This window comes from Paraburkholderia diazotrophica, from assembly GCF_900108945.1.
In the GTDB taxonomy this organism is placed as follows: Bacteria; Pseudomonadota; Gammaproteobacteria; order Burkholderiales; family Burkholderiaceae; genus Paraburkholderia; species Paraburkholderia diazotrophica.
On sequence record NZ_FNYE01000009.1, the window covers coordinates 80,741 to 95,270 of the forward strand.

The window sequence follows — 14,530 nt, forward strand, 5'->3', positions numbered from 1 at the left end:
TCCAGATCGACAGGCTGGCCAGTACGCCCGCACAGCCAACGAGGATAACGACGGTACGCTTCAATCTGGGTGTGGGGTGAGCGATCAGATCAAATGCAAATGACATGGGGAGCCTCGTCTGCAGGGGACTTATGAGCGCTCTTATCGGCACCCGCCTCTGAAACCGTAGGCCTTCACCGAATTATTTTTTCTTGTGCCAGATCGCGAGGAGAAGGGCGGCAAGCCCGTGCAATTTTTACGTCCGGTTTATGGGGACTTTAGCTCCATTCGTGAAGCATTGAATTAGAACTTCGAGATCTGTCTTCACGTGCACAACGGCCTTTTCGCCGAATGCCAACGCGTAGTCGATCATTTTGTCACCCGAATTTCCGCGAACGATTTGCGTTGCCCGCTTCTGCGTGACATGGCGAACCAATCGTCAAGACGGCATTCCCGCGAATGAGTAACTGTTTGCCCAGATCGAAGGCGAGCAACGGCAAAGCGCGACGCGCGCGTCATCGAGCGACACGGCAAGGGCGCCCTGGACTTCCCGTCCGACGCTCAAGTCCAGGCACGTCCAGCCCGAAATGCGTGTGCCCTTTTTCGAAGCGTGCCAGTGGCCTTCGCCGGGTGCGAGAGCATCTTCTGTCGTATAGGAAGTGGGCTCGATCAGAAGGCCGCCGCCGAGTGCCTTAAGCAGGGCCTCTTTTCGTGTCCAGATGCTAAGGAAGGTAGCGGCCGGATCGGTTCGTGCCGACGCAAGCACGCTTTCCTCTGCGGGAGAAAAGATCCCGCGTCCGACGCTCACGAAGTCGATGCAGTCGATGCAGTTGATCCGTCGCTCGACGTCGATGCCGATGCGGCAATTCAATGCAAAAGCGAGCAGGGCGATCCCGTCCGTATGGGAAACATTGAATGCGAGCCTCGTATCGCATGGCCGCTGCAATACGGGCTTGCCGAGCGTGGACACATTGAAGCGCAGCGATTCGGGTTTGCAGCACAGATAGACGCCGATCAGCCAGCGGAGCATGCTCCGTCGGCCGATAAAGTTGTTGCGATCGCGTTCATGCCGGTACGCTCGTGCGTGCTGTCGTTCGTCCTGCGAAAGCGTGTAGGCGAGGGACGAACATGCCTGTCCGATGACATGCTCGTCCAGCATCCATACATGAACGGCTCTGTCCCGCAAAACGAGCTGGCTCGGATCAGGCAGTGAAAGGGCCGCCGCATTTCGTGCGATTCGCGCTGTAGCAACGTCGTGCTGCATGCCAAAACCTCGCTGTATCACGCGTTCGCCAATGCCCTGTCCAGTAGTGCCGCGACGGCCCGCAAGTTAGGCTCGACCAGCATATCGTCATGGCTGCCGGATACCTCCGCGATCACCAGGCCGCCGCGCGCGACGCGCTGCCACAAAAGCATCGGATCGCCATGCTCGTCCAGCCGCGTCGTCGCGCGCACATACAAAATCGGTCCAGCTTCGTAAAGAGGCGGCCGGTAGCGGGTCATCGCCAGTACCAAGGTTTCGCGCACCTGTCTGAGCGCCGGCGGAAACGACGCAATCGTGGCGTCCGGCCGCAGTCTCATGTGGCCGAGGCGCATTTGCACGTGATCGGCTCCAACGATGAGCCGATCGGCCACGTAACCGGCCATTCGCGACGCCGGGACCATACGCAGCTTGCGCCATTGGCCATGCATCCGGCCATACCAGTGATGTACCCGCGCGCTCCACGGCAGCCAGCGCTCGTACACATAAGGATCGAGCAGGCACAGCATGCCGACCTGGTCGCCAGCGCGCGCCAGCTGTTGCGCGATCTCGAACGCGATCAGACCGCCGAGCGAATAGCCTGTCACTGAGTACGGCCCATTCGGCTGCACGGCGCGCATCTCGTCGATGTAGCAGGCAGCCATTTCTTCGACGTGCCGCTGGGTCGGCTCTTCTCCGTCAAGGCCGCGTGCGTGCAGACCAAAGACCGGGCGCGGGCTGCGCAATGCGTGGACCAGCGCCCAGCATTCCATCGCCGAGCCGCTCAATCCATGCACGAGGAACAGCGGCGTGCCCGTTCCAGTGCGCATGGGCACCAGAATCGGCGACGATGGCAGCGGTGTGCGATCTTCGATCATCGCGGCAAGGCGCGAGATCGTCGGCGCGATCACGAGCGTCGCGAGTGGCATCGTGTAGCCTGTCGACTGACGTATTTCCGCGAGCAGCCTTGCGGCGAGGAGCGAATTGCCACCCAGTTCGAAGAAATTGTCATCGCGGCCGATCGGCGCAAAGTCGAACAGCTTCTCCCACAGCGCCTGCAAATGTCGTTCGAGTTGTTCGCGCGAATCGCCGGTTGGCGGAAGCTCGCGAGCCGCTGGTTTGAGCGCCGGATGGTTCCGGATCGCATCGAGGCATTCGGGATTGCGCAGCGCCGTGACATTGATGGCCGGCAAGCCGTTGATCGCATCGTGAGCGGATCGTTCGGATAGCTTGCCGTTGTGCGTGACGGGCAATGCATCGACGGCGATGATCCTGTCTGGAACGTGCGCAGGCGACGCGCGGTGCGCGAGATCGCGGCGTATCTGGGCGACCAGCGTGCCCGTTAACGTAACGCCGTTCTGCAGGACCAGCAGCAGTACGATGCGTGAGTCAGGCGGTTGAGCGGATGTGTGATCGGTTGGCCCTTCGCCTTGCTTCTGCTCGACGACCATCGCTTCGCGAATCTCGCGGATATCGTTCAGCACGCGATAGATCTCGGCGGGAGCGATCTTGATTCCGCGAACATTCAATATTCCGTCGGAGCGTCCATGCAGGCGGGCCGTGCCTTCAGACGAAAATTCGATCAGATCGCCGTGCGTCCACACACCCGGATTACGGGCGAAATAGGCCGCGTGAAAGGCCGCGCCGTCCACGTCGCCATAAAACCCGAGCGGACGTGACGGAAACGGATTGATGCAAACGAGTTCGCCGACTCCAGTCGTGGGCTCTCCCTGATCCCACGCCTGAACGTCGAGCGCAAGACTCTTGCATTGGGCTTCCCCTGCATAGACGGGCAAGTCAGGGTTTCCGAGCACGAAGCAGCCGAGGATATCGGTGCCGCCCGAGATCGACTGTAGCGGCACTGACTTCACGTGATCGCGTACCCAGTCGAACTGCGTGTCGTACAGCACCGCGCCAGTCGACATCATCACGCGCAGTGCGGCTGGATTGAACTGTCGCCCTGGCTCAAGACCCGCGTCCTCGCACATCTTCAGATAAGCGGGGCTCGTGCCGAACACAGTGACACGTTCATCGGCGACGAGACGCCACAACACATCGATCGTGGAGATCGGTCCGTCATAAGTCACGATTTCGACGCCCGATGCAAGCGCCGATAACTGCCAGTTCCACATCATCCATGCGCAAGTGGTGTGGAAGTACATCCGGTCGCCGGGCCGCAGATCGCAGTGCAGCCGATGCTCCTTCAGGTGCTCGAGCAGACTGCCGCCGGCGCCGTGCACGATGCACTTCGGCTTGCCCGTCGTGCCCGACGAAAACATGATGAAAAGCGGATGGTTGAACGGGAAGTGCGGCCACTCGAAGCGCGCGGCGTCGCCCCCGTCGATCAGCTCGCCAAGCGAATAGACGCGCTGCGTGATTGTGCCCGGCAAGTCGTTTCCATCATCGAGACAGACGAGGCCCTGCAGTGAGGGTAGCGCAGCCGTCAGCACGCCGACTTTATCCGCCACAGGCATGCCCGTGTCGAAATCGCGCGCGGCACTGTGCGCGAACAGCAGCCGAGGTGCGAGCGGCGTGAAGCGATCGAGGATCGCCTCGGCGCTCATTTCGGGTGCAGCGGACGAAAAGGTTGCGCCGAGCGCGGTCACTGCCAGCGCGGTAACGGCTGCGTCAGCGTCGTTGCGCATGACGGCGACGACGCGGTCGCCATTGCGCAGACCCAATTTCGAAAGCGCATGTGCAAGACGCGCGACGCGCTCGCGCAGTTCGCCTCGGGTCAGGTACACACGTCTCCCATCCGCGTGACACGCGGTGATCGCGGGTGCAGTGGCCGGTGCCACCGACAGGTTAAGCAGATTGGCCGCGTAGTTGAGTCGAACCTCGGGAAAGAAGCGTGCATGCTCGCAATCGTCGCCGATGCAAACCGGCTCGATGCTGCCCGATGCTTCGAGCCCTTGCGACCATTCAACGAAGCATCGCCAGAAAGTGCGAAAGTCTCGCACTGAGAAATCGTGTAACGATCGATAGTTATTGAGTGCTTTGTCAGTGCGCGCCTGCAGCGCCGCAGTAAATGCAGTCAATTGCGATGTTGCCGGGCGCTCGGACATTTGTTTATAAGTTGGAACTCGTCCCGTGGCGACACTTGTGCACCGCGGGGCATCTGCCAGGTGGAAACCGTCCATGTAAAGCTCCATCAACGTCTTTTTTTTCAAAACGAGTTCGTCGAACGGGCATAAATGCACCGGTCGTTATTCCACGAAGAGGAAGCCGCCACTACTGCATTGCCCGTTTCTTTGCGCGGCGCGTACCGGTACTGTGAGCGTTGCATTAGACGTGCCCACGCGCGATGGCTGTCTTCGGCTCATGATCGAGCCGCTTCTGCAGCGGCAAGTTCAGGGAACCCTCTGAACAAACATCCGGTGGTGATACACGATATGCTGCGTACCTGTGATGAAAAAGACGTCGGGAACTGCCACGTCCTTAGTGTGCAAAGAGGTTTTCGCTGAGCCAGCCCATTAGCGACCTCGGTCAGTTGCTAGCCTCTATGCATTCCGAACTGAATGAGGGTATCTACGTATTCGCGTCGGTTTCAGTGGAAACCGATGTCGACGTATTGATGGCTGTCGCGACCTTCCGCGAGAAAGAAGATCTGACGCTTTTCGTGGAGGAAGAGATAGCAAAACGAGCGGCGATTCGAAGAAGAACGCCATAGCGCAATTGCTTCTCTTGCAGAAGCGGGCGCGCGAGAGCAACTCACGGTAAGCGAGCTCACTGCGTCGGGTTGGACACGATCGGGGCAATGGTTGTCCTTCCAAACCCCAGCGTCGCGTTGATGCGTAGCAGTCTCTTCGGCACAGCGTGACTCGACGAAACGGCGTTTGCCATTTCGCGAATTTCGTCGAGGATGCGGGTCGCGTAATGCAGGTACGTTTCACCCTCTGCAGTCAGGCTGACGTGCCGCGTACTGCGGTTGACGAGGCGCACCCCCAGCCGTGCCTCCAGTCGAGCGAGCCGCTTGGTCGCGGCGGGTGGCGTGAAGTTGAGCTCACGAGCCGCGGAAGTCAGGTTGCCGTAGCGGGCCAGCAGCACAAAGAACCTCAGATGCGATGCGAGATCCGATTCCACTTAAGTCAAAAAGAAAGTGAGTCTGGGCGAAACAGAACCGGCATTGCGAACACCTGGCGCCAGTCGGCGGCTGAGTGCCATGGTTGTCGCGGTTTTCACCCGAAGTTAATAAAGAAGTGATTTTCAGTGAACCATAGCGCGTCGATTCGCGCATAACCTGGCGGCTTCCGAAGATCATTAACGTCAATTGCATCCGTCATCACTAGAACGGCTATGTGACGATGCCGGATCGTCCCAGCATCGGCTTCGAAGGCAAGGCGGATCTCTACGCGATCATGCAGCAGCTATCCGCGTGAGTTTCGCCTCGTGTTCCATCTCGCGTTCCGCTTCGTAGACGCGCGGCCCGCACAACGCTCATTCGTCTCGCTGATTCTCGCTGCGTTGCCCAATTGCTTCGAGTTCGGCGAGCGTCGCGTCCGTCAGCTTCAATTCGCCGGCCTGCAAGTTCTCGCGCAAGTGCGCAACGGACGACGTGCCGGGAATCAGCAGTATGTTCGGCGCACGATGCAGCAGCCACGCAAGCGCGAGCTGCATCGGCGTCGCGCCGAGTTCGCTCGCCAGGTCCGAGAGCGCCGACGACTGGATCGGCGTGAACCCGCCGAGCGGAAAGAACGGCACGTACGCAATGCCTTTGGCCGCCAGTTCGTCGACGAGCGCATCGTCCTCACGATGAACGAGGTTGTAGTGATTCTGCACGCAGACGATCTCCGCGATGCGCTGCGCTTCGGCAATCTGCGTCGCGGTGACATTGCTGAGGCCGATGTGCCGCACGAGCCCTTCGCGCTGAAGTTCGGCCAGCGCCACCACCTGCTTTTCGATCGAGCCTTCGCTCGGGCTGTGAACGCTCCCCATGATGCGCATGTTGACGACGTCGAGGGCTTCGACCCCGAGGTTGCGCAGATTGTCGTGCACGCCGCGACGGATATCCTCCGGCTCGAACGCGGGAAGCCACGCGCCGTCATCGCCTCGCACCGCACCGACCTTCGTGACGATCAGCAGATCGTCGGGATACGGATGCAGCGCTTCGCGGATCAACTGGTTCGTGATATGCGGCCCGTAGAAATCGCTCGTATCGATGTGATTGACGCCCGACGCAATCGCCTCGCGCAGCACGGCGATGCAGGCGTCGCGGTCCTTCGGCGGCCCGAATACGCCGGGCCCCGCGAGTTGCATGGCGCCATAGCCCATGCGGCGAATCTCGCGGCCGGCAAGCGTGAAGTGATCGGCTGACTTGAACTTCGACATGACGCTCTCCTTGTTGAACGCCGCCAGTTTGATCCCATTGCGCTGTTGAATAAAGCGACCTAAGGTGTACGGGTTGTTGAAAATTTCGAACAATGGCCATGGAACTCAATGATCTTGCCGCCTTCGTCTCGGTCGCGCGCGCCGGCGGCTTTCGCGACGCTGCGCGCATCAGCGGCGTTTCGGCATCGAGCCTGAGCATCGCCGTCCGGCGGCTCGAAACGAAGCTCGACTTGCGGCTGCTGAACCGGACCACGCGCAGCGTCGCGCCGACGGAGGCGGGGCAGCGCCTGATCGACAAGCTGACGCCGCTCTTCAGCGAAATGGAGGCCGCGCTCGATGTGCTCAACGTTTTCAGGGACACGCCGACGGGCACTCTCAAGCTGAACGTGCCGTCGAGCGTCGCGCGCATCGTGTTGCCGTCCGTGATCGCGTCGTTTCTCGCTGAGTATCCCGACATCCGCGTGGAAGTGGTGGTCGAGGATGGTTTCGTCGACGTGCTGTCGATCGGCTGCGATGCGGGCATCCGCTACGACGAGCGCCTCGAGCAGGACATGATCGCCGTTCCCATCGGACCGCGCGTGCAGCGTTTCGCGACGGCAGCCGCGCCCGGCTATCTCGACGCGCATGGCAGGCCCGAGCATCCGCGCGATCTGCTCGCTCATGCGTGCCTGCGCAGCCAGTTCGCGGGCGGCGCGATGCCGACGTGGGACTTCGAGCGCGACGGCGAAGTGGTGCGGCTCGATCCGTCGGGGCCGCTCGTGGTCAGGCCGGGTGCCGCGATCGATCTGGCTGTGAGCGCAGCGCTCGCGGGTATCGGCGTGATCCATCTGTTCGAGGGCATGCTGCGGCCGCATCTCGACAGCGGCGCGCTGGAGCCGATTCTCGAACCCTGGTGGCAGCGGTTTTCGGGGCCGTTTCTGTACTATCCAGGCCGCCGTCATTTGCCTGCGCCGTTGCGCGCGTTCGTCGATTTCCTGAAGGCGCAGGATGCGCAGGTTGCGCCCGATGCGCGTTCGCGCCGCTGACGCCAGAGGTATCGGATTCGACGGATGGACAGGCTCGCGCGCACGGCTTTCGCTGCCGACGCGGCTGCTCCATCCGTTCGCCCGCAACCCGATCCGCTGAGGTTCTTTCGGCGGCGCGCAATGCATCACATCACATGGATGTCACTGAGCGCCGAGCTTCCTGATCAGCGCGTCGAGCTGCGCCATTTCGTCTTCGGTCAGATCGGTCAGCGGCGCGCGCACCGGGCCCGCGTCACGGCCGACCAGTTTCGCGCCCGCCTTCACGATGCTCACCGCGTATCCCTGCCGACGATTGCGGATCGCCAGATACGGCAGGAAGAACTCGTCGAGCAGCTTGCCCGTCGTCGCGTGATCGTCGGCGGCGATCGCGCGGTAGAACGCCATCGCCGTCTTCGGAATGAAGTTGAACACGGCCGACGAGTAGACGGGGACGCCCAGCGCCTTGTACGCGGCTGCGTAGACTTCCGCCGTCGGCAGGCCGCCGAGGTACGAGAAGCGGTCGCCCATGCGCCGGCGGATCGTCACCATGCTTTCGATGTCGCCGACGCCATCCTTGAAGCCGATCAGGTTCGGGCACCTGTCCGCGAGACGTTCGAGCGCGTCGGCGTTGAGCTTCGAGTTCGCGCGGTTGTAGACGATCACGCCGATGTTCTTCACCGCATTGCACACCTGTTCGACGTGCGCGGCGATGCCTTCCTGCGGCGCTTCCGTCAGATAGTGCGGCATCAAAAGCACGCCGCTCGCGCCGAGGCGCTCCGCTTCCTGTGCGTACTCGATCGCGACGCGCGTCGGGCCGCCCGCGCCCGCGAGAATCGGCACTTTGCCCTTGCAGGTTTCCGTCGCCGTGCGGATGACGTTCGTATAGTCGGACTTCGTCAGCGAGAAGAATTCCCCCGTGCCGCCCGCCGCGAAGAGAGCCGTTGCGCCATACGGCGCGAGCCATTCGAGACGCGCCGCATAGGTATCGGCGCGGAAGTTGCCGTTGCTGTCGAAGTCGGTGACGGGGAAAGAAAGAAGGCCTTCGGAAACGATCGCTTTGAGTTCTTGAGGCGTGGTCATGGTTCGCTTTGTATGTCGGTCGATGTGGGGCGGCCATGCTGGCCGCGTTGTTTCGGCGTTCCGGTTCGATTCGTTGTCAGCGCGCGAAAGGGCTGCAATCAGCAGGCCACCCGCGCGCGGTTAGCTCAGCATCAGCGCACGAGGCAGGGGCGCTTGTTGTCGAACTTCCAGTTCGGAATCAGATACTGCATCGCGACGCCATCGTCGCGCGCGCCCAGTCCGTGCTGCTGATACAGCGCGTGCGCCTGTTCGAGCGCATCCATGTCGAGTTCGACGCCGAGGCCGGGCCTCGCCGGCACCTTCACCTTGCCGCCGACGATCTGCAGCGGATTGCGCGTCAGATACTGGCCGTCCTGCCAGATCCAGTGCGTGTCGATCGCGGTGATCTTGCCCGGCGCGGCGGCCGCGACGTGCGTGAACATCGCGAGCGAGATATCGAAGTGATTGTTCGAGTGCGAGCCCCATGTGAGGCCCCAGTCGTTGCACATCTGCGCGACGCGCACCGAGCCTTGCATCGTCCAGAAGTGCGGATCGGCAAGCGGAATGTCGACCGATTGCAACTGGATCGCATGACCCATCTGGCGCCAGTCGGTCGCGATCATGTTGGTGGCCGTCGGCAGGCCCGTCGCGCGGCGGAACTCGGCCATCACTTCGCGGCCCGAATAACCGTTCTCCGCGCCGCATGGGTCTTCGGCGTAGGCGAGCACATCGTGCTTGTCGCGGCACAGGCGGATCGCTTCCGCGAGCGACCATGCGCCGTTCGGATCGAGCGTCACGCGTGCATCGGGGAAGCGTTCGGCGAGCGCTGAGACTGCCTCGATTTCGGCGTCGCCGGAAAGCACGCCGCCCTTTAGCTTGAAGTCGTTGAAGCCATAACGCGCTTGCGCCGCTTCCGCGAGGCGGACGACGGCTTCTGGCGTCATTGCTTCTTCGGTGCGCAGGCGTTCCCAGTCGTCGCGGCCTTCGGCGCCGCTCGCGTACGGCAGGTCCGTTTTATTGCGGTCGCCGATATAGAACAGGTAGCCGAGCATGTCGACTTCGTCGCGTTGCTGGCCTTCGCCGAGCAGCGCCGCGACGGGCACGCCGAGATGCTGGCCGAGCAGATCGAGCAACGCGGCTTCGAGCGCCGTCACTGCGTGGATCGTCGTGCGCAGGTCGAAGGTTTGCAGGCCGCGTCCGCCCGCGTCGCGATCCGCGAACTGCTTGCGTACCTTGTTCAATGCCGCGTGCAGATTGCCGATGGACTGGCCGACGACGAACGGGTGCGCATCGTCGATGGTCTTGCGGATATTCTCGCCGCCCGGCACTTCGCCGACGCCCGTATTGCCCGCGCTGTCGCGCAGGATCACGATATTGCGCGTGAAGAACGGGCCGTGCGCGCCGCTCAGGTTCATCAGCATGCTGTCGCGGCCGGCGACGGGCACCACGCGCAATTCGGTGACGGTCGGCGCGCCTTGGGTTTGGGATGCGATCGTAGACATGAAAGTCGGTCCTGAGGTTCGGTGCTGGTAGATCAATGAGTGGGTTGAGCAGACGTCGCGCGCCTGATCGGCGGCGTCTGTGGAATGATTTCGACCCAGTTCGCGCCGCGTCCGCCTTCGCAGCGCGACAGCAGCGCAAGCGCGCCTGATTCTGCGTCGATCGCATAGACGGCGACGTGCGTCGACTGCTCTCCGCACGCGACGAGGAAGCGTCCGCTCGGGTCGATACGGAAGCCGCGCGGTTGCGTTTCGGTGTCGGTATAGCCCGCGTAGTCGAGCGATCCGTTGTCCGTCACGCGATAGCCGATCAACCGGCTCGTCGTGCGCTCGGCGACGAAAATAAAATGTCCGTCGGGGGTGATCTGAATGTCGGCGGCCCAGATAAGTGTCGATGGATCGACTTGAGCGCCCGCAGTGCCAGCAGTGCCCGCAACAAGCGGACGCGCGCGGCCGTCGTGCAGATGAGCGAGCACCGGCGCACGCGGCGCGACCGAGCGGGCCGTGAGCGTGCCCGCTTCTGTATCGCGTGCGAACACGGCGACCGTCGCGCGAAACTCGCTCGATACATAGAGTGTCTTGCCATCCGGCGAAAACCGCAGATGACGCGGACCGAAGCCCGCCTCGACGCGAATCTTCTGCACGAGTTCGAGTCGCGCATCGGCGGCGCGCTCGACGATCGCGAAACACGACACCGTATCGGAGCCGAGTGACGCGACGTACGCAAAGCGGCCATCCGCGGATGCCACGATCGAATGCGCGTGCTCGATGCCTTCGATCACCTGGAACGGTTCGACTTGCGCATTGGCGTGAATATCGGCGGCGCGATACAGGCTCACCGAATGCTCGCCATACGATGCGCCGAGCAGCCATGCGCCGGACGGCGTCAGCGACAGATAGGCGAGGCTCGATGCAATGGACGTCGTTCGCAGCCGCGTGAGATCGCCCGTGCCCGAATCGACGGAATACGTGACGATGGTCCGCTTCGCTGCGCGCGTTGCGGCGTGGAGCATGGTGCCGCCGGCGGACAGCGCCATCGGCATGGCGGCCTCGCCAGCGGGATGACGCGCGACGTGCTCGATGTGGCCCGTCGATGCGTCGACGCGAAACACGGCAAGATCGCCGTCCGCCGCGTTCGAGACGATCGCGAAAAACGATGCGGGAGTCGGGTCGCTCATGATGTGCGCGCGTTCATTCGACGATCCGGCACGCGCGGCGGATGCGTCATCGTCATTTCCGCTGCTGTCCGATTTCGTGATCGGCGAGATACTCGAGCGCGCGGACCATGCCAGAGTGATCCCATGCGTTGCCGCCGTGCGCCGCGCATGCGTTGAAAAGTGCCTGACAGGTGGCCGTATTCGGCAGCGAGACGCCGAGCGCCTGCGCCGTCGAAAGCGCAAGGTTAAGATCCTTTTGATGCAGCTCGATACGGAAGCCCGGATCGAACGTGCGCTTCGTCATCCGTTCGCCGTGTACTTCCAGAATGCGCGACGAAGCGAAGCCGCCCATCAGCGCCTTGCGCACCTTCTCGGCATCGACGCCCGCTTTCGACGCCAGCAGCAGCGCCTCGCCGACGGCTTCGATCGTTGCCGCGACGATGACCTGATTGGCCACCTTGCAGATCTGGCCCGCGCCCACTTCGCCGATCAGCGAGACGTTCTTGCCCATCATGTCGAAGAACGGCTTGACGGCATCGAACGTGGCTTGTGGACCGCCCACCATGATTGTCAGCGACGCGGCCTTCGCGCCGACTTCACCGCCGGAGACGGGCGCGTCGAGATATTCGGCGCCCTTCGCGCGCACGCGCGCCGCGAAGTCGCGCGTTGCGATCGGCGAGATCGAGCTCATGTCGACGACGATCTGTCCTTGACGCAGCTTGCCTGCCACACCGTTCTCGCCGAACAGCACGCGTTCGACGTCGGGCGTGTCGGGCACCATGATGAAAATCACATCGGCTTTTTCCGCGACTTCGGCGGGGCTGCCACATGCGAGCACGCCTGCCTGCGTCAGCTCATCCGGCACGCCGCTGCGCGTGAAGGCGGCAAGCTCGACACCGTTCTTGCGAAGATTGGCCGCCATGGGCTTGCCCATGATGCCGAGTCCGATGAAGCCTGCTTTTTTCATTCGCTACTCCAGATAGTGTGAGGTGAGGGGGCGTTCCGCTCAGTCCGGCATGAAATGCTTTCGGACGTTTAGCGCGGCGTTGCGCAGAAGCCCCATGTCGGCGCACACGGAAACCAGCGTGCTGCCCATCGCGAGATAGCGCTCGGCTTCCTGCTGCACGGGCGCGAGGATGCCCGAAGCTTTGCCCGCTGCCTTCGCCCGTTCGAACACATGCGCGATGGCCTGCTGGACATCGGCGTGCGCGGGATTGCCGAGATGGCCGTATGCGGCGGCGAGGTCCGACGGTCCGATGAAGACGCCGTCGATGCCTTCGACCGCCGCGATTTCGTCGATCGCCTCGACGGCCGCGCGGCTCTCGATCTGCACGACGACGCAGATGTTTTCGTTGGCGACGTGCAGGTAGTCAGTCACGGTGCCGTAGCGGTTGCCGCGCTGACTGACCGACACGCCGCGAATGCCGTGCGGCGGATAGCGGGTGGCGGCCACGGCGCGGCGCGCATCGTCCGCGCTATCGACGAACGGAATCAGGAAATTGAAGAAGCCCAGGTCGAGCATGCGCTTGATGATCACGCTGTCGTTGGCGGGCGGCCGAACCACGGGCGCCGAGCGGCTGTCCTTCAACGCCATCAGTTGCGGGATCAGCGTGAGTTCGTCGTTGGGCGCGTGCTCGGCGTCGAGCAGGAGCCAGTCGAAGCCCACGGTGCCCAGCAGTTCGGTCGTGATCGGGCTGGCAAACGACGCCCAGCAGCCGATGAGCCGCTCGCCGCTTCTGACGGCGGCGCGAAAGCTGTTCGGCAGCGGTTGATATGGGGACGGCTGGTTCATTTCATTCTCCTGTTGGCCAGAGCAGGCGCTTTAGCGCTTGCTCCGGGCCGATGCAAGCGGATTGCCCGGCTGACGAACCACGCAAGGCGAATTTCGTCCTGCGCGGAACATGGTATGTCATAGGACGTCTGAACACAAGATAAGTCGTCAGTTGACTAGGAGGAAGGGTGGTAAACCCTGGACGCGCCGCAACGCATCCGCAGGAAGCCTGCAAAGCGGGGCGCACAGAAGGCATACACGGTTAGCTTGCGAAATTAGTTGTATGATGACGGATGCCGGCTGGACGGATGCAGAAAAGACGGCGCGCCGCGAGCGCTCTCCAGCAGAGCCGTTGTCACAGTCGTTGGCCGACGACAATCCCGTTCAGCCGATTGCGTCGCCCGGTAAGCACGATCGTCAACGCTTGATCGTCAGATGCGCTGCGCAAATAAAAAGAGCGGCCACATGCGGGCCGCTCTTCCGATTGCGTGCTCTCGACGGCTCACGTCGTGCGTGTCGCCGCTTCTTCCGCCTGAGCGCTTGCACGGCGCAAGCGTTCACGGCTGCTCGACAGATGCATGCGCATCGCGGCGCGCGCGCCGTCGGGGTCCTTGCGTGCGATCGCGTCGAGAATGTTTTCGTGTTCGAGATTGACCCGCGCCATATACGCGCTGAGATCGCTTTGCGCGAGCCCCGGCGAATCCACGCGATGCCGCGGAATCAGCGCCGTGCCGAGTTGCGTGAGGATGTCGACGAAATAGCGGTTGCCCGTCGCGCTCGCAATCGAAATGTGGAATCGCAAGTCGGCGGCCGTGCTGTCGCCGCCGGCGCGGCTCGCTGCTTCGATGGCGTCGAGTGCTTCGCGTATCTTCGCGATATCGCGTTCGCTCGCGCGTTGGGCCGCGAGCCCCGCGCATTCCGTTTCGAGGCTGATGCGCAACTCCAGCACCGAGAGCACGTCGTTGAGTGTGGTCGCGGGAACCATCTCCAGACCCAGCGGCTCGCGACGCGGTTCGAGCACGAAGCTGCCGATGCCGTGGCGCGTTTCGATCACGCTATTGGCCTGCAGCCGCGAAATGGCTTCGCGCACCACGGTGCGGCTCACGCCGAGCAACGACATCAGAGTAGTTTCCGTCGGCAGCTGATCGCCGGGTTTGAGCGCGTGCGAGGCAACCTGCTCGTTCACATAAGCGACGACCTGATCGGCAAGACTCCCGCGTGCCCGCCTTGGGGTCGAACCTGGTGCTACGGACGCGGCCATGAAACGCTCCTCGGGGATTCAGATTTGTCTTCATTATACGTTGTCCTACAACGCGAAAGCGGCGCGTAGTTACGAATTGACCGGCCGTAAAAAGGCGAATATGCGCGGGTTTGTATCGGTGTTAGCGGCTCTATCGCCTGTCTCGTCGGACGTCGCATTGCAGGCTCGCTCTCCACAACCGGTGCGCGTTTTGTTGCAGCAGCAAGCATCTGCAACCCGGCTTACGTATATG

The 14,530-nt window shown here is 62.6% G+C and carries 11 protein-coding genes and 1 pseudogene; 2 read left to right on the plus strand and 10 right to left on the minus strand.

Annotated features, from left to right (window positions below):
- Positions 1–418 precede the first annotated feature (418 nt).
- Both BMW76_RS14030 and BMW76_RS14035 read right to left on the minus strand, forming a co-directional pair.
- Entirely contained in the window at positions 419–1,243 is an 825-nt protein-coding gene (locus tag BMW76_RS14030) for a 4'-phosphopantetheinyl transferase family protein (RefSeq protein WP_090865870.1), read from the minus strand.
- A gap of 17 nt (positions 1,244–1,260) precedes the next feature.
- The gene (locus BMW76_RS14035) at positions 1,261–4,359 is read right to left on the minus strand and encodes an acetoacetate--CoA ligase (protein WP_090865872.1); all 3,099 of its coding nucleotides are present in this window, start codon (positions 4,357–4,359) and stop codon (positions 1,261–1,263) included.
- Between the two features lie 332 nt (positions 4,360–4,691).
- Here BMW76_RS14035 and BMW76_RS14040 point away from each other — a divergent pair, with 332 nt between their 5' ends.
- Positions 4,692–4,889, plus strand: a complete 198-nt coding sequence (locus BMW76_RS14040) for an ACT domain-containing protein (protein ID WP_407668957.1) — start codon at positions 4,692–4,694, stop codon at positions 4,887–4,889.
- A gap of 71 nt (positions 4,890–4,960) precedes the next feature.
- Here BMW76_RS14040 and BMW76_RS14045 read toward each other — a convergent pair.
- Positions 4,961–5,302 (minus strand): annotated as a pseudogene (locus BMW76_RS14045) (LysR family transcriptional regulator); the annotation flags it as partial.
- Positions 5,303–5,656: 354 nt separating this feature from the next.
- Positions 5,657–6,547, minus strand: a complete 891-nt coding sequence (locus tag BMW76_RS14050) for an aldo/keto reductase family oxidoreductase (RefSeq protein ID WP_090866107.1) — start codon at positions 6,545–6,547, stop codon at positions 5,657–5,659.
- 98 nt (positions 6,548–6,645) lie between these two features.
- Between BMW76_RS14050 and BMW76_RS14055 the strand changes: the two genes are divergently transcribed.
- On the plus strand, positions 6,646–7,572 hold the full coding sequence (locus BMW76_RS14055) for a LysR family transcriptional regulator (protein WP_090866109.1): 927 nt from the start codon (positions 6,646–6,648) through the stop codon (positions 7,570–7,572).
- Positions 7,573–7,713: 141 nt separating this feature from the next.
- Here the strand turns inward: BMW76_RS14055 and kdgD are convergent, their stop codons facing one another.
- The 6 genes from kdgD to BMW76_RS14085 form a co-directional block, all read right to left on the minus strand.
- The gene (gene kdgD, locus BMW76_RS14060) at positions 7,714–8,631 is read right to left on the minus strand and encodes a 5-dehydro-4-deoxyglucarate dehydratase (RefSeq protein ID WP_090865874.1); all 918 of its coding nucleotides are present in this window, start codon (positions 8,629–8,631) and stop codon (positions 7,714–7,716) included.
- Between the two features lie 131 nt (positions 8,632–8,762).
- Complete coding sequence (gene gudD, locus BMW76_RS14065) at positions 8,763–10,112, minus strand: glucarate dehydratase (RefSeq protein WP_090865875.1); 1,350 nt, start codon at positions 10,110–10,112, stop codon at positions 8,763–8,765.
- A gap of 32 nt (positions 10,113–10,144) precedes the next feature.
- Positions 10,145–11,287 carry a lactonase family protein gene (locus tag BMW76_RS14070; protein WP_090865876.1) on the minus strand — a complete coding sequence of 381 codons (1,143 nt, stop codon included), beginning with the start codon at positions 11,285–11,287 and terminating at the stop codon, positions 10,145–10,147.
- A gap of 52 nt (positions 11,288–11,339) precedes the next feature.
- A complete protein-coding gene (locus BMW76_RS14075) occupies positions 11,340–12,233 on the minus strand; it encodes a 2-hydroxy-3-oxopropionate reductase (RefSeq protein WP_090865877.1) in 894 nt (297 codons plus the stop codon).
- Positions 12,234–12,272: 39 nt separating this feature from the next.
- The gene (garL, locus tag BMW76_RS14080; RefSeq protein ID WP_090865878.1) at positions 12,273–13,058 is read right to left on the minus strand and encodes a 2-dehydro-3-deoxyglucarate aldolase; all 786 of its coding nucleotides are present in this window, start codon (positions 13,056–13,058) and stop codon (positions 12,273–12,275) included.
- Between the two features lie 481 nt (positions 13,059–13,539).
- Positions 13,540–14,298: a FadR/GntR family transcriptional regulator gene (locus BMW76_RS14085; RefSeq protein WP_090865879.1), complete on the minus strand. Its 759-nt coding sequence runs from the start codon at positions 14,296–14,298 to the stop codon at positions 13,540–13,542.
- Positions 14,299–14,530 lie beyond the last annotated feature (232 nt).